Source organism: Streptomyces hiroshimensis, assembly GCF_014650335.1.
Classification (GTDB): domain Bacteria; phylum Actinomycetota; class Actinomycetes; order Streptomycetales; family Streptomycetaceae; genus Streptomyces; species Streptomyces hiroshimensis.
Map to the genome: position 1 here is coordinate 313,744 of NZ_BMUT01000005.1, position 16,889 is coordinate 330,632.

Genomic DNA, 16,889 nt, shown 5'->3' on the forward strand with positions numbered 1-16,889 from the left:
GGCCGGCCCACCGCCCCCCCCACCCCGACGTCGAGACCCCCACAACCCGGAAAGCGTTCATGACTGCCAACCCCACCCGAGTCCTCGTCCTCAACTCCGGCTCCTCCTCGGTCAAGTACCAGCTGCTCGACATGGCCGACGGCGCCCGGCTGGCCGTGGGCCTGGTCGAGCGCATCGGCGAGGAGACCTCCCGCCTCGCGCACACCCCGCTCGCCACGGGCGGCGGCAAGCGCGAGACGGAGGCGCCGATCGCCGACCACGAGGCCGCGCTGCAGGCGGTCGCCGCGGAGCTGGCCGCGGACGGGCTGGGCCTGGACTCGCCGGAGCTCGCCGCGATCGGCCACCGGGTGGTGCACGGCGGCCAGAAGTTCACCGCGCCCACCGTGATCACCGACGAGGTGCTGGCGGAGATAGAGCGCCTCGTGCCGGTCGCCCCGCTGCACAACCCGGCCAACATCACCGGCATCCGCACCGCGCAGGCGCTCCGTCCCGACCTGCCGCAGGTCGCCGTCTTCGACACCGCCTTCCACACCACGATGCCGGAGGCCGCCGCCCGCTACGCCATCGACGTGGCCACGGCCGACGCCCACATGGTGCGCCGCTACGGCTTCCACGGCACCTCGCACGCCTACGTCTCGCGCGAGACCGCCAAGCTGCTGGGCAAGGACCCCTCCGAGGTCAACGTCATCGTGCTGCACCTGGGCAACGGCGCCTCGGCCTCCGCGGTCCGCGGCGGCGTGTGCGTCGACACCTCCATGGGCCTGACCCCGCTGGAGGGCCTGGTCATGGGCACCCGTTCGGGTGACCTGGACCCGGCGGTCATCCTTCACCTGTCCCGCAACGCCGGGATGTCCACCGACGAGATCGACGCGCTGCTCAACAAGAAGAGCGGCCTGATCGGCCTGTGCGGCGACAACGACATGCGCGAGATCCGGCGCCGCATCGACGAGGGCGACGAGCGGGCGGCGCTCGCCTTCGACATCTACGTGCACCGGCTGAAGAAGTACATCGGCGCCTACTACGCGGTCCTGGGCAAGGTCGACGCCGTGGCCTTCACCGCCGGCGTCGGCGAGAACGCGGCGCCCGTGCGCGAGGCGGCCGTGGCGGGCCTGGAGCAGCTGGGCCTGGCCGTGGACGCCGAGCTCAACGCCGTCCGCTCCGGCGAGCCGCGCCTGATCTCCCCCGGATCCGCCCGGGTCGCGGTCGCCGTCGTGCCCACCGACGAGGAGCTGGAGATCGCCACCCAGACGTACGACCTGGTCAGCGCTTGATCGTCGGCCGTTACTCGGTCGTTCCCACAGCTCGAATATTCCGCTCCGAAACAAACCGATAGGATCCGCCTCATGCGCCGTTCCAAAATCGTCTGCACCCTGGGCCCCGCCGTCGACTCCTTCGACCAGCTGAAGACGCTGATCGACGCCGGCATGAACGTGGCCCGCTTCAACATGAGCCACGGGACCCACGCGGAGCACGAGGAGCGGTACCACCGCCTCCGTAAGGCCGCTTCGGAGACCGGCCGCGCGGTCGGCGTCCTCGCCGACCTCCAGGGCCCGAAGATCCGTCTGGAGACCTTCGCGGACGGCCCGGTGGAGCTGGTGCGCGGCGACGAGTTCACCATCACGACCGAGGACGTCCCGGGCGACCGCAGCATCTGCGGCACGACCTACAAGGGCCTGCCGGGCGACGTCTCCAAGGGCGACCAGGTCCTCATCAACGACGGCAACGTCGAGCTGCGGGTCACCGAGGTCGAGGGCCCGCGCGTGCGGACCATCGTGATCGAGGGCGGCGTCATCTCCGACCACAAGGGCATCAACCTGCCCGGTGCGGCGGTGAACGTCCCGGCGCTGTCCGAGAAGGACGTCGAGGACCTGAAGTTCGCCCTCGCCATGGGCTGCGACATGGTCGCGCTGTCCTTCGTCCGCGACGCCAAGGACGTCCTCGACGTCCACCGCGTCATGGACGAGGTCGGCCGCCGGGTCCCGGTCATCGCCAAGGTCGAGAAGCCGCAGGCCGTCGCCAACATGGAGGGCGTCGTCGCGGCGTTCGACGGCGTGATGGTGGCCCGTGGCGACCTCGCGGTGGAGTACCCGCTGGAGAAGGTCCCGATGGTGCAGAAGCGCCTCGTGGAGATGTGCCGCCGCAACGCCAAGCCGGTGATCGTCGCGACCCAGATGATGGAGTCGATGATCACCAACTCGCGGCCGACCCGCGCCGAGGCCTCCGACGTCGCCAACGCCATCCTCGACGGCGCCGACGCGGTCATGCTCTCCGCCGAGTCCAGCGTGGGCGCCTACCCGATCGAGACCGTCAAGACGATGTCCCGCATCGTCGAGGCGGCCGAGGAGGAGCTCCTCTCCAAGGGCCTGCAGCCGCTGGTCCCGGGCAAGAAGCCGCGCACCCAGGGCGGCTCGGTCGCCCGCGCGGCCTGCGAGATCGCCGACTTCCTCGGCGCCAAGTCGCTGGTGGCCTTCACCAAGTCCGGTGACACCGCCCGCCGCCTGTCCCGCTACCGCGCGGCCCAGCCGATCCTGGCCTTCACCACGGAGGCCTCCACCTGCAACCAGCTCACGCTGAGCTGGGGCGTCGAGACCTTCGTCGTCCCGCACGTGGAGAACACGGACGCCATGGTCGACCTCGTCGACGCCGAGCTGCTGAAGCTCAAGCGCTACAACGACGGCGACACCATGATCATCACGGCGGGCTCCCCGCCCGGCGTCCCCGGCACGACGAACATGGTGCGGGTGCACCACCTGGGCGGCGAGAACCGCTAGGTTCCCCCCTTCCCTGCGGCTGTGGCCGCCGTCCCCTCGCGGGGGCGGCGGCCACAGCCGTGTCTGCACACGCTCGCTCTACGGGTACGTGCCGTCGGTCGTGTACTGGTGCAGGTTCGGGATGTGCAGCGTGCCGCCGAACTGCCCGGCCTGACGGATCTTGACGTTGGTGTAGAAGACCGGGATCGGCAGCTTCAGCCCGGGGATCAGCGGCGGCGGAATGCCCGGCGAGTGGGTCGCCGGGATGAGCCCGAGGAGGTTGCCCTTGAGCTCCTCGGTGTACATGGTGACCTTGCCGCCGGTGATGGTGGACTCCGTGCCGATGCCGGCCACGTGGTACTGCTTGCCCTGGTTGTTGACGATCTGGTGCAGGTCCTTGATCGCCAGCGAGTCGGCGGTGAACTTCAGGACGTCCTTCTTCTGCCCGTTCACCATGGTGATCTTCTTGACGCCCTCGTAGGTCAGCCCGGTGAGGGTGAGCTTGCTCGCCTCCAGGTACCAGGGCTGGTTGGGGAAGGCGTGGTGCTCGTTCTCGTCCACGACCGCGCCCTTGGGGCAGGGCGGCAGCTCGCCGTCGCCGGGCCCGGGGGAGGCCGAGGGAGAGGCGGAGCCGGAGGGGTCCGGGCTCGGCGACGCGGACGGCCCGGCGGACGGGGCGTCGTCGTCCTTGTCCTCGTCCCCGGCCTTGGCGCCGTCCTTCTTCTCCCCGTCCTTCCCGGAGGGCTTCTCCGCCGGGTCGTTCCGGGTCTTGCCGGGCTCCGCCGAGGGCTTGGGGGCGGGCGCCGAGGACGCCGGGCCGGGGGAAGCCGGGGAAGCCGCCGGCGGAGCCGGCTTCGCGCCGCCGGTCAGGATGTCGTGCAGCTTGTCCCCGAGGCCCAGGGGGTCGAGGGGGTTGGCGGCCTTCGACGCGGAGGGGGAAGGAGAAGCGGAAGGGGACGGGGCTGCCGGGGATGCCGGGCCGGAGGGCGCGGCGGGCTTCGGAGACGTGGCCTTCCCCGGAGCCGCCGGCTTCTCCGGCTTCTTCTGCTCTCCGGCCGGCGCGGACGCCTGCGCACCGGGCGCGGCGCTCGGACCGGCGCCGGGGCCGGCACTCGGCTTGCTGCTCGGCTTGGCGCTCGGTCCGGCCGACTCGCCCGCGTCCGGGGTCTCCCCCTCGGTCACCGTGTCCGGCGCCGTGGCGCACGCACCGTCGAACAGCTTCTTGGGCGCGGGCTTGGCGGCGGCCAGCGTGGGCGTGAGCCCCATGCCCATCAGGACCGCGCTCGGCATGGCCGCGAGGGCGACGGCTTTGCCCGCCGGCATGTGCAGCCGGGCGAGCAGCGGCTTTCTCGGCGCGGCGTGGCGCGGCCCCTCACTCGTCACGGTCGCCTCCGTCCCGCTCCTTGCTGAGCGATACGGCGGCCGGCGGCTCCGCGGCGGCGGCGACCGGCCGGCCGGGCGCCCAGGACACACCGAGGGCGCCGCCGACGAGGGCGAGCAGGAAACCGATGAGGAACGCGCCGAAGTTGGAGACGACCAGGGAGACCAGCGCGAGCAGGATGGCCGCGACGCCTGCGAAGATCCGGGACTGCTGCTGGAACCAGAGCGTCAGGCCCAGCACGACCAGCAGCACCCCTATGATCAGCGAGCCGGCGCCCGCCGTGGTGGCCATGCGGATGTGCAGGTCGCCCAGCGTCATGGTCTGGTAAGGGATGTACATGATCGGGATCCCGGACAGCAGGGTCCACAGCCCGCCCCAGAACGGGCGCCGCCACCGCCACTCCCGGAACGAACGGCGGGCGCGGCCGAATGAACTGATCTGCTGGGGTCGCGTGTCGACGCTCATGTCGTACAGCTCCTAGGGACGGGCATCTTCTTCGGTACGGAGCGGACGCGGTACGGGCACGGGAGCGTGCATGTCCCGTCCCGCACCCGCCCGTTCAGCGTGTCAACCCTGGGGCACCTTGCACTCGGACTTGCCCCAGCTGACGCCCATGTGCAGGCCGGGGAGGGTGAACGTTCCCGCCGAGGTCGCCCACGCCTTCTGGTCGACGCTGTCGAACCAGACCTCGTCCGCCTGCTGGGCGAACGAGCCGGCCACGTGCGCGCCCTCGCCGTTCTTGCCCGCGCCCGCAGGGCCCGGCCCCTTGGTGGTGTTGTCCACGGACACGCCGATGTCGACGTTCCTGAAGGTGGCGTTCGCCTTCATGTCCTCGGCGTCGATGTACAGCCCCTTCGCCGTGACCTGCTTGTCGCCGCCGGCCTCCAGCTTCATCGTCACCTCTTTGCCGATGACGGGGATGGGGATGGTGACCGCCTGGCAGAGGTTGTTGATCTCCGCCGTGTCGATGCCGACCACCGCGACGGGCTTGGCGCCCGCCTTCGTCTGGTCCATGGCGCCGTACTGGACGAACCCCGTGCCGTGCAGCTTCCCGGCGGTCACCTGGAACTGCTGGCCCGACACACTGAACGACGCCGCCAGCGCGCCCTGCGCGACGGCGACACCGATCGCGGCCGTCGCCGCGACGCTGGGCACCATGACGACGGCGAACCGCCGCCATCTGGTCCCACCACGAGTCTGGGACTCCATGACTTGCCTCCTTCTCGGACGTACATCTCCGGCGCGGGCCTCGCGTCGCGAGCCGCGCCCGGGGATGGGAGACGTGCTACGTCCTCGGGAAGAAGAGCGCCGCCGTCCGGCGACGCGAAGCGCCTCCGGGAACACCGGCGATCACCCCCGAGCGACAACCACTTGGCCACGCCTTCGCGCAACCGCGGGGGACAGGCCCTGCCGGAGTGCGGCAGGGACCCCCCTGTCCCTGAACCGGCCCGTGCGGGGCCGGTCCGCCCGGTGGGGACCCGTCCCCCGACACCGACTGGCCGCCGGGTAGGGGAACGGACCGAGCTTGGCCGATCGTGGTGCATTCACGGCTGCCGCACAAGAGGTTCATTACTAGCGAGTAACGAGCCGATAACCGCGGGGCGTCCGGTGCGCATCGACGGGCGGGACGAGGTCGCCGCACCGTGCCCGGAGAGAAGTGGAGGTAACAGAAAAACCCGGGCGAATGCCCGGGCTTTCCTTACTCGCAGTAACGGAGGCCGCGTTTACCAAGTTTTGGTAAAGCGGTGCCGCTGTTTCGTTTGTGTCAGAACAGCGCGCGAGAGAGAGCGGTCCGCGCGGCACCCACCCGCGGGTCGTCCGCCCCGATCACCTCGAAGAGCTCCAGCAGCCGCACCCGGGCCGCATTGCGGTCCTCGCCCGCGGTGCGCTTGACCGTATCGATCAGACGGCCGAAAGCATCCTGGACATGGCCGCCGACCAGGTCGAGATCGGCAGCGGCGATCTGCGCCTGCACATCGCCGGGGGCGTCCGCGGCGGCCTTGCGGACCGCCTGGGGGTCGACGCCCTGGACGCGCTGGAGCAGCTCGGCCTGCGCGAGACCCAGCTTCGCCTCGGGGTGGGCCGGATCCTCGGCCAGCACGTTCTTGTAAGCCTGGACGGCACCGCCCAGGTCGCCCTTGTCCAGCGCCTCGTGGGCGAGGCTCAGCACGCCGTCGTACGGACCGACGGGCTGCTGAGGCTCCGGCGCGCCCTCCTCGGCGGCCTCCGCGGCGACCGGCGCGCCCACGATGCCGAAGCGCTGCTCGGCCACCTGCACCAGCTGGTCGAGCACCTGACGGATCTGCGCCTCGGGCGCGGCGCCCTGGAACAGCGGCAGGGCCTGGCCGGCCACCACCGCGAACACCGCGGGGATCGACTGCACGCCGAACTGCTGGAAGAGCAGCTGATTGGCCTCGACGTCGACCTTGGCGAGCACGAAACGGCCCGCGTACTCGGCCGCCAGCCGCTCCAGCAGCGGGCCGAGCTGCTTGCACGGCTCGCACCAGTCGGCCCAGAAGTCGATGACGACGGGCACCTCGGCGGAGCGCTGCAGGACCTGGGTCTCGAAGCCGGCCTCGTCGACGTCGAAGACGAGGCGGCCTGCGGCGGCGGGCGGCGTGCCCGTGCGGGCGGCCTCGGCGCGCGCCTGCTCCGCCTTCTGCTTGGCTTCCCCGGCCGCCTTCACCGCGGCGAGGTCGACCACTCCACTCATGGACATGTTCCGTGGCTGCATGGGCCTATCCTCCCCCCTCCACCCGGTGAACCGGAAAAATAGCGGTGGCGTGCGACACCGGGTCCCCACCCGGCGTCCGTGGTTGTCGCTCTTACGCTACGAGCCGTAGCGTAACTGCACCCCCCGCCCCCTCCGCAAGCCCCCCTGCCCCCGGGCCTACTCGACGGTAGGGTCCGGTGCCATGAGTGCCCCCTCCCCCGCGCGCCGCACCGGCCGCCCGCGCAGCCCCGAGGCCGACCGCGCGATCCTCGACGCGACGCGCGCCGCGCTGGTCGAGCTGGGCTGGGGGAAGCTGACGATGGGCGACGTGGCCGCCCGCGCGGGCGTGGCGAAGACCACGCTCTACCGGCGCTGGGCGAACAAGAACGAGCTCGTCGTGGACGCCGTCGCCGCGCTCTTCGACGAGCACCTGGACCTGCCGGACCTCGGCAGCCTGCAGGCCGACGTCGAGGGCGTGGTGCTGCGGTTCGCCGCGCTGCTGGAGCGGCCGGAGACGAAGACGGCCTTGATGGCGGTGGTCGCCGAGTCCACGCGGGACGATGCTCTGCGCGAACGGATCCGGGACGCGATCGTGGACCGCCAGAAGCGCCTGGTCCTCCTGGGGCGGGAGCGCGCCCAGGCACGCGGGGAACTTCCCCGCGAGGAGGACCCGTCGGCCGCGGCCCGCACGGCCGACCTGATCTTCGACGTGATCGCCGGCGCGGTCGTGCACCGCACGCTGGTCAGCGCGGAACCGGTGGACCGGGAATGGGCACGCGGCTTCACCACGCTGCTGGTGGGTGGCCTCACTTCCACACAGCCGTCCGGCGATTGAGGACCGGGGTCTGGGGCAGAGCCCCAGGAAACGGTGAAAGGGTGGGTCCGGGGCAAAATCCCCCTCAGAACCCCGCCGGCTCCACGTAAACCCCCCACTCCTCCCGCAGGACGTCGCAGATCTCTCCCAGCGTCGCTTCCGCCCGCACCGCCTCCAGCATCGGCCCGATCATGTTCGAGCCGTCCCGCGCGGCGGCCAGCATGGCCTCCAGGGAGGCCCGTACGCGGGCGTCGTCCCGGCCGGCCTTGCGCCCGCCGAGCACCCGCACCTGCTCCCGCTCCACCTCGTGGCTGACGCGCAGGATCTCCAGGTCGCCCGTCACCGAGCCGTGGTGGCAGTTGACGCCGACGACGCGCTTGTCGCCCTTCTCCAGGGCCTGCTGGTAGCGGAAGGCGCTCTCGGCGATCTCGCCGGTGAACCAGCCGTCCTCGATGCCGCGCAGGATGCCGGAGGTGACGGGCCCGACGGGGTGCCGCCCGTCGGGGTGCGCCCGCAGGCCCCGCTCCTTGATCTGCTCGAAGATCTTCTCGGCGTCGGCCTCGATCCGGTCGGTGAGCTGCTCGACGTACCAGGAGCCGCCGAGCGGGTCGGCGACGTTGGCGACGCCGGTCTCCTCCATGAGCACCTGCTGGGTGCGCAGGGCGATCTCGGCGGCCTGCTCGCTGGGGAGGGCGAGGGTCTCGTCGAGGGCGTTGGTGTGCAGGGAGTTGGTGCCGCCCAGGACGGCGGCGAGGGCCTCCACGGCCGTGCGCACGACGTTGTTGTACGGCTGCTGGGCGGTGAGGGAGACGCCCGCGGTCTGGGTGTGGAAGCGCAGCCACTGCGCCTTCTCGGACTTCGCGCCGTAGACCTCCTTCATCCAGCGGGCCCAGATGCGGCGGGCCGCGCGGAACTTGGCGATCTCCTCGAAGAAGTCGACGTGGGCGTCGAAGAAGAAGGACAGGCCGGGGGCGAAGGTGTCGACGTCGAGCCCGCGGCTGAGGCCCAGCTCCACGTACCCGAAGCCGTCGGCCAGGGTGTAGGCGAGCTCCTGCGCCGCCGTGGCCCCGGCCTCGCGGATGTGGTAGCCGGAGACGGACAGGGGCTTGTAGGCGGGAATGGTGCGGGCGCAGTGCTCCATGAGGTCGCCGATGAGGCGCAGGTGGGGCTCGGGCGGGAAGAGCCACTCCTTCTGCGCGATGTACTCCTTGAAGATGTCGGTCTGGAGCGTGCCGTTGAGCACGGCGGGGTCGACGCCCTGCCGCTCGGCGGCTACGAGGTACATACAGAAGACGGGGACGGCGGGCCCGCTGATGGTCATCGACGTCGTCACGTCGCCGAGGGGGATGTCCTTGAAGAGGACCTCCATGTCGGCGGCGGAGTCGATGGCGACGCCGCAGTGGCCGACCTCGCCGAGCGAGCGGGGGTCGTCGGAGTCGCGGCCCATGAGGGTGGGCATGTCGAAGGCCACCGAGAGTCCGCCGCCGCCGTTGGCGAGGATCATCTTGTAGCGCTCGTTGGTCTGCTCGGCGTTGCCGAAGCCGGCGAACTGGCGGATGGTCCAGGTGCGGCCGCGGTAGCCGGTGGCGTACAGACCGCGGGTGAAGGGGTACTCCCCCGGCCAGCCGATGCGCTCGAAGCCCTCGTAGGCATCGCCGGGGCGGGGGCCGTAGACGGGGGCGACCTCGTCACCGGAGAGGGTGGTGAAGTCGGCGTCCCGCTTGCGGGCCGCGTCGAAACGCTCCTGCCAGCGGCCGCGGCCGGCCTCGATGGCTGCTGCATCCATGTGCTGTCGTCCACCTCTCCGCGTCCTGCCCGCTGCGGTCCGGCGCTGGCCCGGCGGGCAATTTACTAGGACGTCCTAGTAAATCGTCGCGCAAGAGTGCCCCGAACACAAGGGGTGTCCGGGGCGGGGTGTCGCGGGGCGACGGGGGCCGGGCGGGAGCCCGGGGCCGGGCGGGGGCGCCGTCAGGCGGTGGCCCGGACCGGGGCCTCCGTGATCAGCGGCTCGATCTCGCGGACGACCTGGCGCTCGACGAAGAACGCGGCCGTCGGGATGGTGCCGGAGACGAGCACCCACAGGAGCTTGCCGAACTTCCAGCGCGCCTTGGAGCCGAGGTCGAAGGCGAAGACGAGGTAGACGATGAAGAGGACGCCGTGGATCTGGGAGATCACCAGCGTCGCGTTCGCGCCTGTGTCGAAGCCGTACTTGAGGACCATGCTGGCGCAGAGGACCAGCAGCATCACGGCGGTGGCGTAGGCCATCACGCGGTATCGGGTCAGGACGCTCTTCTTCATGGCATCGAGCGTAACCGCCCGTTCCGGGGCGATCTTCGCCGCCCCGCCCGGCGGCGCCGACCCTGTTCGCCGGCCCTATTCGCTGGGCTCGGCGAAATCACCCGCGGCCACCCGCAGCGGCCGCAGCTTGTCGAAGAGCTCGCCGCACTCCTCCGCCCCGTACACCCCGAGGCCGAAGTCCATCGCCATCAGATCGCGCGTGGCGGCGTCCACCACCTCGCGCCCCTTCTCGGTGATCGACGCAAGCGTGCCGCGCCCGTCCTTGGGGTTCGGCCGCTTGGCGACGAGCCCGGACGCCACCAGCCGGTCGACAGTGTTGGTCACCGACGTCGGGTGCACCATCAACCGCTCGCCGATCTTCGACATCGGCAGCTCGCCGGCCTTGCTGAACGTGAGCAGCACCAGCGCCTCGTAGCGCGCGAACGTCAGCCCGTACGGCTTGACGACCGCGTCGACCTGGCCCAGCAGGATCTGATGGGCGCGCATGATCGAGGTGATCGCGGCCATCGACGGCACGGAACCCCACCGCTGCTTCCAGAGCTCATCGGCTCGGGCGATGGGGTCGAAGGGGAGGCTGAGCGGCTTGGGCACGGTCACGAGCCTACAGTTCGGTCATATCCCGGTCGGGGGTATCTCAGATCCCGGACGGCTCCTTCGCCGCCGTCTTCGTCACCGCCGCGGCCTCGCGCACCAGCCGCACCGCCGTCGCGAGGCTCAGCCCGCGCTCGGCCTTGCGCAGCGCCTTGATGGCGTGCAGCTCCTGACTACGCGCGTCGACACCCGCCTCGGCGAGGATGCCGCGCACCCACTCGGCCCGCACTTCGCGCTCCGGGCGGGCCGCGTGCTCGGCGATCAGCGCGGCCGCCCGCTCCAGCCCGGGCCGCTCCTCGGCACTGGCACCGGCCAGCGCCTCGCGTATGGCCGCGGCGGCCGCCTGCGTGTCGCGCAGCACGACGACCTCGAAGTCGGCGCCGGACTTCTTGCTGCTCCCGCCGGTGAATACGTCGAGCATGACAACTCCCCCTGTCGACCTGGATCGTGGATCATGCCGAGCCTACGACAACCCGCACGACACCCCCCACCACCAGGGTGCCCACCGCTCCGGCCCCCACCACGACCCAGTGCACGGGCGCGTACTCGGCCGCCGCCCCGGCCAGCGCCATGCCCAGGCCCTGGACCGTCATCGTCCCCGCCGTCTGCAGGGTCATCGCCCGCCCGCGCAGCTCCTCGGGCACCGCGGCGACGAACCACTGGTCGAGTCCGAGCGTGTACGCCGCGCCCAGACCGGCCAGGGCCACGGCGCACAGCGCCCAGCCGAGGGAGGGCCTCAGCGCGTAGAGCAGGAACGGCAGCAGGAGCACGGCCGCCGCCGGCAGCGTAAGGCGCTCACGACCGCGCGGGCCCAGCAGCGACCCGGCCAGCACCTCGCCGACGATCGTCCCCACCGGCATCCCGCACATCAGCAGCCCCACCCCTACCGTGCCGGCGCCTATCTCGTCGGCGTAGGGCGCGGCGAGGGACTCCGGCGCGACGAGGAAGAACGGCGGCAGCCAGGAGAGCAGGAGCAGGGCGCGGATACGGCGGTCGGCGAGGAGCTGCCGGGCGCCGGAGAGCGAGGCCCGGAGCACGGCCGCTCCCCCGGACGCCCTCCCCGGACGCCGCTGCGTCCCGAAGCGCAGGAGCAGTGCGGAGGCGAGGAAACCGGCCACCGTGGAGAGGAGGGCGGTGCGCGGAGGGACGGCGGTCAGCAGCAGCCCACCCGCCGCGAAGCCCGCGACCTGCGCGCCCTGGGTGACGATGCGGATCAGGGACCGCCCGAGGACGAACAGATCGCCTTCGCCGAGGACGTCGCCGAGCGTGGCCGATCTCGTACCCGCCAGAACGGGCCCGATCAGGGCGCTGAAACACCGCATCGCCAGCAGCACGCCCACCGGCGCGCCCGGCAGCGCCGTCACCACCGCGCTCGCCGCGCACAGCAGGTTGCAGAGGACGAGCACGCGCCGGGCGGGGTAGCGGTCGGCGACCCCGGCGAGCAGGGTCCCGCCGAGGAGGTACGGCAGGAACCCGAGCGCGAAGGCCAGTGCGCCGAGCAGCGGCGACCCGGTCGTCCGGTAGACGAGCACGGACAGGGCGATCTCCCCGGTCACGAGCCCGAGGAGCGAGAGCAGGTGCGCTGCGAACACGGCGCGGAACTCGCGCACGGCGAGAGCGGCGCGGTAGCCGGCGGGGCCGCCGGATATGGACTCGGCTGCGGAAGTCATGCGCAGAAGCCTGCGCAGGCGTGCGCCACCGACCGTACTCTTTCGGCTGCAGACGAAGCAGTGGGCGCCGGACGCGGCGGCGGAAAGGGTGGCCGGCATGCCGCTGCACATGCACTTCGCACCCGACGACCTGCTGCGCTGCCGGTTCGGGATCTCCCCGCTGTGGGAGACCCACCAGTGCCTCTACACGCTGCTCCGCCCGGAACGGCACGGCTACCACCTGCCGTGGCTGCGGCGCGCGCGGGAGGCGGCGGCCACCCTCGACCTGACGGCGCTGTCGCTGCTGATGCCGGGCGGCGGCCACCACCCGGACTTCCTCTGCCCACCGCCCGAGGGCCCACTGGAGTCCTTCGAGGACGAACTGGCGCGTGTCCGCGCCACGGACCCGGGGGTGGCCCGGGACGAGTTCGCACGGTCACTGGCCTGTACCCCGGGGGCGGTCGGCTCGCCGGCGGGCCGGGCGATCCTGGCCGACCCGGAGGGCGCGATCCGGGACCTGACGGCGCTCCTCGAACGCGCCTGGCACCAGCTGCTGGTGCCGGAGTGGCCGCGGCTGCGCGCGCTGCTGGAGGCGGACGTGGCGTTCCACGCGCGCCGCCTGGCGGACGGCGGCCTGGAGCGGCTCTTCGCCGGCCTCCACCCGTCGCTGGTGTGGGCCGACGACACGCTGACGGTCAGGCACCGCAACGACCACTCCCGGTCGCTGGGCGGGCGCGGCCTGATGCTCGTGCCGAGCGTGTTCGCCTGGCCCGACGTGATCGGCGGCTTCGCATCGCCCTGGCAGGCGACGGTGGTCTACCCGGCGCGCGGCATAGGCGGCCTGTGGGCGGAGCAGGACGCGCGGGCCGCGGACTCGCTCGCCCGCCTCCTGGGCCCCAACCGCGCGGCCCTCCTGGCCTCTCTGACGGAACCGGCCTCCACGACGGCCCTGGCCGCCCGCCACGGCCTGGCCCTGTCCTCGGTCTCCGCCCACCTCTCGATCCTCCGCGCAGCAGGCCTCCTGACCTCCCGCCGCCACAGCCACCAGGTCCTCTACGAGCGCACGCCGCTGGGGATGGCCCTGGCGGGCGGCGGTGCCGGCGAATGAGCCCCACAACGCCGAACGGCCTGGTCCGGGGAGCACGCGCGTGCTCCCCGGACCAGGCCGTTTCCGCCGGCCGCAGTCGGCCGTCGGCCGCGGTCAGCCCTCCGAGAGGTACCGCTCGACCGTTTCCACCTTCGACGTCAGGCCGTTCGTCACGCCCGGGCGGATGTCCGCCTTCAGGACGAGGGACACCCGGCCCGCGCGGGCCTCGACCGCGGCGACGGCTCGTTTGACGACGTCCATGACCTCGTCCCACTCGCCCTCGATCGAGGTGAACATCGCGTCCGTGCGGTTCGGCAGACCCGACTCGCGCACCACGCGCACCGCATCCGCCACGTACTCGCCGACGTCCTCGCCGACGCCCAGCGGCGACACCGAAAACGCGACGATCATGCGCTGGCCGTCCTCTGGGCGCTCTCCTTGCGGGCGCGGGCGGCGATCAGGCTCGCCTCGGCCTCGCGGCGCAGCATGCGGTCGGCGAAGAAGCCGCCCGTCGGCAGGACGGAGAGGACGAAGTAGAGGGCCGCGGTCTTCAGGGGCCACTTGGTCTTGTTCCAGGCGTCCAGCCAGAAGAGGACGTAGATGACGAAGAGGATGCCGTGGACGGCGCCCATCACCGGTACGGCGTTGAAGTCCGTCGTGCGCTTGAGCACGGAGCAGACGATCAGCAGCAGGAAGGAAACGGCCTCCGGGGCGGAGACCAGGCGGAGCCGGCGCAGGGCGGAGGCGGTCTTGATGTCCACGGGGGTACGCACCTTCGTGAGTCAGTGGCTGGGCAGTGGCGGGACGACTACTGCTTGTGATGGCATTCACAAGCTCGTCCATTGTTGCAGCCTCGTCCCGGATGCACGGATCCGGGGTCATTCCGGGACCAAGGGCCTGTCGGACCGGCGAGTGCGCCCGCTAGCGTCGTCCCGTGGCACAGTTTCGGCTCCAGGGGAGCAAAGTCCTCGCCGTCGACCTGACGGGAGACGCGGTCAAGGCCAAGAACGGGTCGATGGTCGCGTACGAGGGCGATATGACGTTCAAGAAAATGACCGGCGGCGGGGACGGCCTGCGCGGCATGGTCACTCGCCGGCTCACCGGCGAGCAGATGGAAGTGATGGAGGTGAAAGGACACGGCACCTGCTATTTCGCCGACCGGGCGACGGAGATCAACCTCGTCTCCCTGCGCGGCGAGACGCTCCACGTCGAGGCGAGCAACCTCCTCGCGGCCGACGCGGGCCTGCGCACCGGCACCACCTTCACCGGTCTGCGCGGCGCCTCCCAGGGCAACGGCCTGTTCACCACGACCGTCGAGGGCACGGGCCAGGCGGCGATCATGTCCGACGGCACGGCCGTCGTGCTGCGCGTGACCCCGTCCACCCCCCTGCAGGTCGACCCCGGTGCGTACATAGCGCACACCGGCAAGCTCAAGCAGCACTTCCAGTCCGGCGTCAACTTCCGCACGTTCATCGGCGAGGGCTCCGGCGAGGCGTTCCAGATCCGCTTCGAGGGCGAGGGCCTGGTGTACGTCCAGCCGAGCGAGCGCACGACCTTCGGAGGTGACGTGTGATGCCGTTCCGGACTTTGAACTCCCGCATGGTCGAGGCGCAGATCGTCCCCGGCCAGCGCCTCTTCAGTCAGCGCGGCGCCATGCTCGCCTACAAGGGCGACGTCTCCTTCACCCCCAGCATCACCGGCGGCCAGGGCGGCGTGATGGGCATGATCGGCCGCCGCATCGCCAATGAGGCCACCCCGCTGATGACGGTGGAGGGCAGCGGCACGGTGATGTTCGGCCACGGCGGCCACCACGTCCATGTGATCGAGCTGTCGGGCGAGACCCTCTACGTCGAGGCCGACCGCCTCCTCGCCTTCGACGGCAGCCTGCAGCAGGGCACGATGTTCATGGGTTCGCAGGGCGGCGTCATGGGCATGGTCCGCGGCCAGGTCACCGGCCAGGGCCTGTTCACCACGACCCTCAAGGGCCACGGCGCGGTCGCCGTGATGGCGCACGGCGGCGTCATCGAGCTGCCGATCCGCTCCCAGCGGCCCGTCCACGTCGACCCGCAGGCCTATGTCGCCCACCGCGGCGACGTCCGCAGCAAGCTCTCCACCGCCCTCGGCTGGCGCGAGATGGTGGGGCGCGGCTCCGGGGAGGCGTTCCAGCTGGAGCTGTCCGGCGAGGGCACGGTCTACGTACAGGCATCGGAGGAGAAGCTGTGAGCAGTGCAGGCGGGCCGGTCGTCTTCGACGCGCACACCCTCCCGGCCGACGACAACGTCAACCCGTACGCCTTCAGCGTGGACCTCGACGGTCAGTGGTTCCTGCAGAAGGGCAAGATGATCGCCTATTACGGGCGCATCGACTTCCACGGCATCGGCCACGGCCGCCTCGACCGCCTCATCGCCCACAGCTTCCACTCCCCGCTGCACGCCGCGGACTGGGTGGTCGCCGAGGGCAAGGGCAAGATGCTGCTCGCCGACCGCAGCTTCGACGTCAACTCCTACGACCTGGAGGACGGCAATCTGACGGTGCGGTCGGGCAATCTGCTCGCCTTCCAGCCGTCGCTCTCGCTGAAGCAGTCGATCGTCCCCGGCTTTCTCACGCTCATCGGCACGGGCAAGTTCGTGGCCGCCTCCAACGGGCCCGTCGTCTTCGTGGAGCCACCCGTCCGGGTGGACCCGCAGGCCCTCGTCGGCTGGGCCGACTGCCCCTCGCCCTGCCACCACTACGACCACCAGTACCTGCGGGGGGTGCTCGGCGGCGTGCGTGCCTTCACGGGCCTGGGCGGCACCTCGGGCGAGGAGCACCAGTTCGAGTTCGTCGGCGCCGGTACGGTGCTGCTGCAGTCCACGGAGCAGCTGATGGCCGGGATCCCCACCGGTGAGACGCCCCAGCAGGAGGGGGTCCCCCACGCAAGCCCGCCGAATCAGCCAACCACCCCCCGGATGCCCGGCCAGCTCGGAGACCTCCAGCGCCGCTTCGGGCTGTGAGCGGTACTCTGCGGAGTGTGACGTCGAACGTGTGACCTCACGCTCCGCGGCCGGCGCCTGCCTGGCGCCCCGCACCACAATTGGTTAACCTTTCAACTTTCTTAGGTAGAATTCCTCTATGTCTATGGACACCGAGAACGGCACCCGCTGGCTCAGCGAAGAGGAACAGCGCGCCTGGCGCGCCCACCTGGACGTCAGCCGCCTGCTGATGCACCAGCTCGAACGGGATCTGCAGCCGTTCGGCCTCACCAACAACGACTACGAGATCCTGGTCAACCTCTCGGAGTCCGAGGACCACCGCATGCGGATGAGCGACCTCGCGACCGCGACCCTGCAGTCCAAGAGCCGCCTCTCGCACCAGATCACCCGCATGGAGAACGCGGGCCTGGTCCGGCGCGAGAACTGCGAGTCGGACCGCCGGGGCCTGTACGCCGTCCTGACGGAGCACGGCTGGGACACGATGCGGCAGGTCGCGCCGCACCATGTCGCCTCCGTGCGCGAGCACTTCATCGACCTGCTCGGCGAGGCGGACCTCAAGGCCCTGCACGCCTCCCTGGCCCCGGTCGCCCAGCACCTGCGCTCCCTGCGCGGCCGCGCCTGAGGGAGCGCGCCT

Annotated in this window: 19 protein-coding genes; 8 read left to right on the top strand and 11 right to left on the bottom strand. The window is 71.3% G+C overall.

The features are described 5' to 3' along the window. Positions 1 to 59 precede the first annotated feature (59 nt). Both IE241_RS14355 and pyk read left to right on the top strand, forming a co-directional pair. Positions 60 to 1,271 carry an acetate kinase gene (locus tag IE241_RS14355; protein ID WP_190022095.1) on the top strand — a complete coding sequence of 404 codons (1,212 nt, stop codon included), beginning with the start codon at positions 60 to 62 and terminating at the stop codon, positions 1,269 to 1,271. Between the two features lie 72 nt (positions 1,272 to 1,343). Beyond that, a complete protein-coding gene (pyk, locus tag IE241_RS14360; RefSeq protein WP_190022096.1) occupies positions 1,344 to 2,771 on the top strand; it encodes a pyruvate kinase in 1,428 nt (475 codons plus the stop codon). A gap of 78 nt (positions 2,772 to 2,849) precedes the next feature. Here pyk and IE241_RS14365 read toward each other — a convergent pair whose 3' ends face one another. From IE241_RS14365 to IE241_RS14380, 4 genes are all read right to left on the bottom strand, one after another. Beyond that, positions 2,850 to 4,133 carry a hypothetical protein gene (locus IE241_RS14365; RefSeq protein WP_190022097.1) on the bottom strand — a complete coding sequence of 428 codons (1,284 nt, stop codon included), beginning with the start codon at positions 4,131 to 4,133 and terminating at the stop codon, positions 2,850 to 2,852. Then, a complete protein-coding gene (locus IE241_RS14370; protein WP_190022098.1) occupies positions 4,123 to 4,596 on the bottom strand; it encodes a DUF6114 domain-containing protein in 474 nt (157 codons plus the stop codon). The genes IE241_RS14365 and IE241_RS14370 overlap by 11 nt, the downstream gene beginning before the upstream one ends. 102 nt (positions 4,597 to 4,698) lie before the next feature. Beyond that, positions 4,699 to 5,340 carry a DUF6230 family protein gene (locus IE241_RS14375; RefSeq protein WP_190022099.1) on the bottom strand — a complete coding sequence of 214 codons (642 nt, stop codon included), beginning with the start codon at positions 5,338 to 5,340 and terminating at the stop codon, positions 4,699 to 4,701. Between the two features lie 556 nt (positions 5,341 to 5,896). Continuing rightward, a complete protein-coding gene (locus tag IE241_RS14380) occupies positions 5,897 to 6,865 on the bottom strand; it encodes a tetratricopeptide repeat protein (protein ID WP_190022100.1) in 969 nt (322 codons plus the stop codon). 181 nt (positions 6,866 to 7,046) lie between these two features. On the opposite strand from IE241_RS14380, the gene IE241_RS14385 reads away from it, so the two are divergent. Then, complete coding sequence (locus IE241_RS14385; RefSeq protein WP_190022101.1) at positions 7,047 to 7,679, top strand: TetR/AcrR family transcriptional regulator; 633 nt, start codon at positions 7,047 to 7,049, stop codon at positions 7,677 to 7,679. A 64-nt stretch (positions 7,680 to 7,743) separates the two neighbouring features. On the opposite strand, the gene icmA is transcribed toward IE241_RS14385, so the two are convergent. The 5 genes from icmA to IE241_RS14410 form a co-directional block, all read right to left on the bottom strand. After that, on the bottom strand, positions 7,744 to 9,444 hold the full coding sequence (gene icmA, locus IE241_RS14390) for a coenzyme B12-dependent isobutyryl-CoA mutase large subunit (protein ID WP_190022102.1): 1,701 nt from the start codon (positions 9,442 to 9,444) through the stop codon (positions 7,744 to 7,746). 182 nt (positions 9,445 to 9,626) lie between these two features. After that, a complete protein-coding gene (locus tag IE241_RS14395; protein ID WP_190022103.1) occupies positions 9,627 to 9,956 on the bottom strand; it encodes a DUF3817 domain-containing protein in 330 nt (109 codons plus the stop codon). 75 nt (positions 9,957 to 10,031) lie between these two features. Continuing rightward, positions 10,032 to 10,547, bottom strand: a complete 516-nt coding sequence (locus IE241_RS14400) for a MarR family winged helix-turn-helix transcriptional regulator (RefSeq protein WP_190022104.1) — start codon at positions 10,545 to 10,547, stop codon at positions 10,032 to 10,034. A gap of 43 nt (positions 10,548 to 10,590) precedes the next feature. Beyond that, complete coding sequence (locus IE241_RS14405) at positions 10,591 to 10,968, bottom strand: hypothetical protein (protein WP_190022105.1); 378 nt, start codon at positions 10,966 to 10,968, stop codon at positions 10,591 to 10,593. A 31-nt stretch (positions 10,969 to 10,999) separates the two neighbouring features. Continuing rightward, positions 11,000 to 12,217: an MFS transporter gene (locus IE241_RS14410; RefSeq protein WP_190022106.1), complete on the bottom strand. Its 1,218-nt coding sequence runs from the start codon at positions 12,215 to 12,217 to the stop codon at positions 11,000 to 11,002. Between the two features lie 97 nt (positions 12,218 to 12,314). Between IE241_RS14410 and IE241_RS14415 the strand changes: the two genes are divergently transcribed. Further along, complete coding sequence (locus IE241_RS14415; protein ID WP_190022107.1) at positions 12,315 to 13,304, top strand: ArsR/SmtB family transcription factor; 990 nt, start codon at positions 12,315 to 12,317, stop codon at positions 13,302 to 13,304. A 93-nt stretch (positions 13,305 to 13,397) separates the two neighbouring features. Here IE241_RS14415 and IE241_RS14420 read toward each other — a convergent pair whose 3' ends face one another. Then, complete coding sequence (locus tag IE241_RS14420; protein WP_190022108.1) at positions 13,398 to 13,694, bottom strand: MTH1187 family thiamine-binding protein; 297 nt, start codon at positions 13,692 to 13,694, stop codon at positions 13,398 to 13,400. After that, positions 13,691 to 14,044 (bottom strand): DUF3817 domain-containing protein, encoded by a 354-nt coding sequence (locus IE241_RS14425; protein ID WP_190022109.1) that lies wholly within the window; start codon positions 14,042 to 14,044, stop codon positions 13,691 to 13,693. Before IE241_RS14425 ends, IE241_RS14420 begins: the two co-directional genes overlap by 4 nt. 173 nt (positions 14,045 to 14,217) lie before the next feature. On the opposite strand from IE241_RS14425, the gene IE241_RS14430 reads away from it, so the two are divergent. From IE241_RS14430 to IE241_RS14445, 4 genes are all read left to right on the top strand, one after another. After that, on the top strand, positions 14,218 to 14,856 hold the full coding sequence (locus IE241_RS14430) for an AIM24 family protein (protein ID WP_190022110.1): 639 nt from the start codon (positions 14,218 to 14,220) through the stop codon (positions 14,854 to 14,856). Beyond that, positions 14,856 to 15,506 carry an AIM24 family protein gene (locus IE241_RS14435; RefSeq protein ID WP_190022111.1) on the top strand — a complete coding sequence of 217 codons (651 nt, stop codon included), beginning with the start codon at positions 14,856 to 14,858 and terminating at the stop codon, positions 15,504 to 15,506. The genes IE241_RS14430 and IE241_RS14435 overlap by 1 nt, the downstream gene beginning before the upstream one ends. Then, complete coding sequence (locus IE241_RS14440; protein ID WP_229899234.1) at positions 15,503 to 16,276, top strand: AIM24 family protein; 774 nt, start codon at positions 15,503 to 15,505, stop codon at positions 16,274 to 16,276. Before IE241_RS14435 ends, IE241_RS14440 begins: the two co-directional genes overlap by 4 nt. A 124-nt stretch (positions 16,277 to 16,400) precedes the next feature. Continuing rightward, complete coding sequence (locus tag IE241_RS14445) at positions 16,401 to 16,877, top strand: MarR family winged helix-turn-helix transcriptional regulator (RefSeq protein ID WP_190022213.1); 477 nt, start codon at positions 16,401 to 16,403, stop codon at positions 16,875 to 16,877. The last annotated feature ends 12 nt before the right edge of the window (positions 16,878 to 16,889 follow it).

Excerpts from the sequence above, each read along its gene's own strand:
- pyk (WP_190022096.1), top strand. The coding sequence starts at position 1,344 with ATGCGCCGTTCCAAAATCGTCTGCACCCTGGGCCCCGCCGTCGACTCC.
- IE241_RS14385 (WP_190022101.1), top strand. The coding sequence starts at position 7,047 with ATGAGTGCCCCCTCCCCCGCGCGCCGCACCGGCCGCCCGCGCAGCCCC.
- IE241_RS14435 (WP_190022111.1), top strand. The coding sequence starts at position 14,856 with ATGCCGTTCCGGACTTTGAACTCCCGCATGGTCGAGGCGCAGATCGTC.
- icmA (WP_190022102.1), bottom strand. The coding sequence starts at position 9,444 with ATGGATGCAGCAGCCATCGAGGCCGGCCGCGGCCGCTGGCAGGAGCGT.
- IE241_RS14415 (WP_190022107.1), top strand. The coding sequence starts at position 12,315 with ATGCCGCTGCACATGCACTTCGCACCCGACGACCTGCTGCGCTGCCGG.
- IE241_RS14395 (WP_190022103.1), bottom strand. The coding sequence starts at position 9,956 with ATGAAGAAGAGCGTCCTGACCCGATACCGCGTGATGGCCTACGCCACC.
- IE241_RS14355 (WP_190022095.1), top strand. The coding sequence starts at position 60 with ATGACTGCCAACCCCACCCGAGTCCTCGTCCTCAACTCCGGCTCCTCC.
- IE241_RS14445 (WP_190022213.1), top strand. The coding sequence starts at position 16,401 with ATGGACACCGAGAACGGCACCCGCTGGCTCAGCGAAGAGGAACAGCGC.
- IE241_RS14410 (WP_190022106.1), bottom strand. The coding sequence starts at position 12,217 with ATGACTTCCGCAGCCGAGTCCATATCCGGCGGCCCCGCCGGCTACCGC.
- IE241_RS14380 (WP_190022100.1), bottom strand. The coding sequence starts at position 6,865 with ATGCAGCCACGGAACATGTCCATGAGTGGAGTGGTCGACCTCGCCGCG.
- IE241_RS14420 (WP_190022108.1), bottom strand. The coding sequence starts at position 13,694 with ATGATCGTCGCGTTTTCGGTGTCGCCGCTGGGCGTCGGCGAGGACGTC.
- IE241_RS14405 (WP_190022105.1), bottom strand. The coding sequence starts at position 10,968 with ATGCTCGACGTATTCACCGGCGGGAGCAGCAAGAAGTCCGGCGCCGAC.
- IE241_RS14370 (WP_190022098.1), bottom strand. The coding sequence starts at position 4,596 with ATGAGCGTCGACACGCGACCCCAGCAGATCAGTTCATTCGGCCGCGCC.
- IE241_RS14375 (WP_190022099.1), bottom strand. The coding sequence starts at position 5,340 with ATGGAGTCCCAGACTCGTGGTGGGACCAGATGGCGGCGGTTCGCCGTC.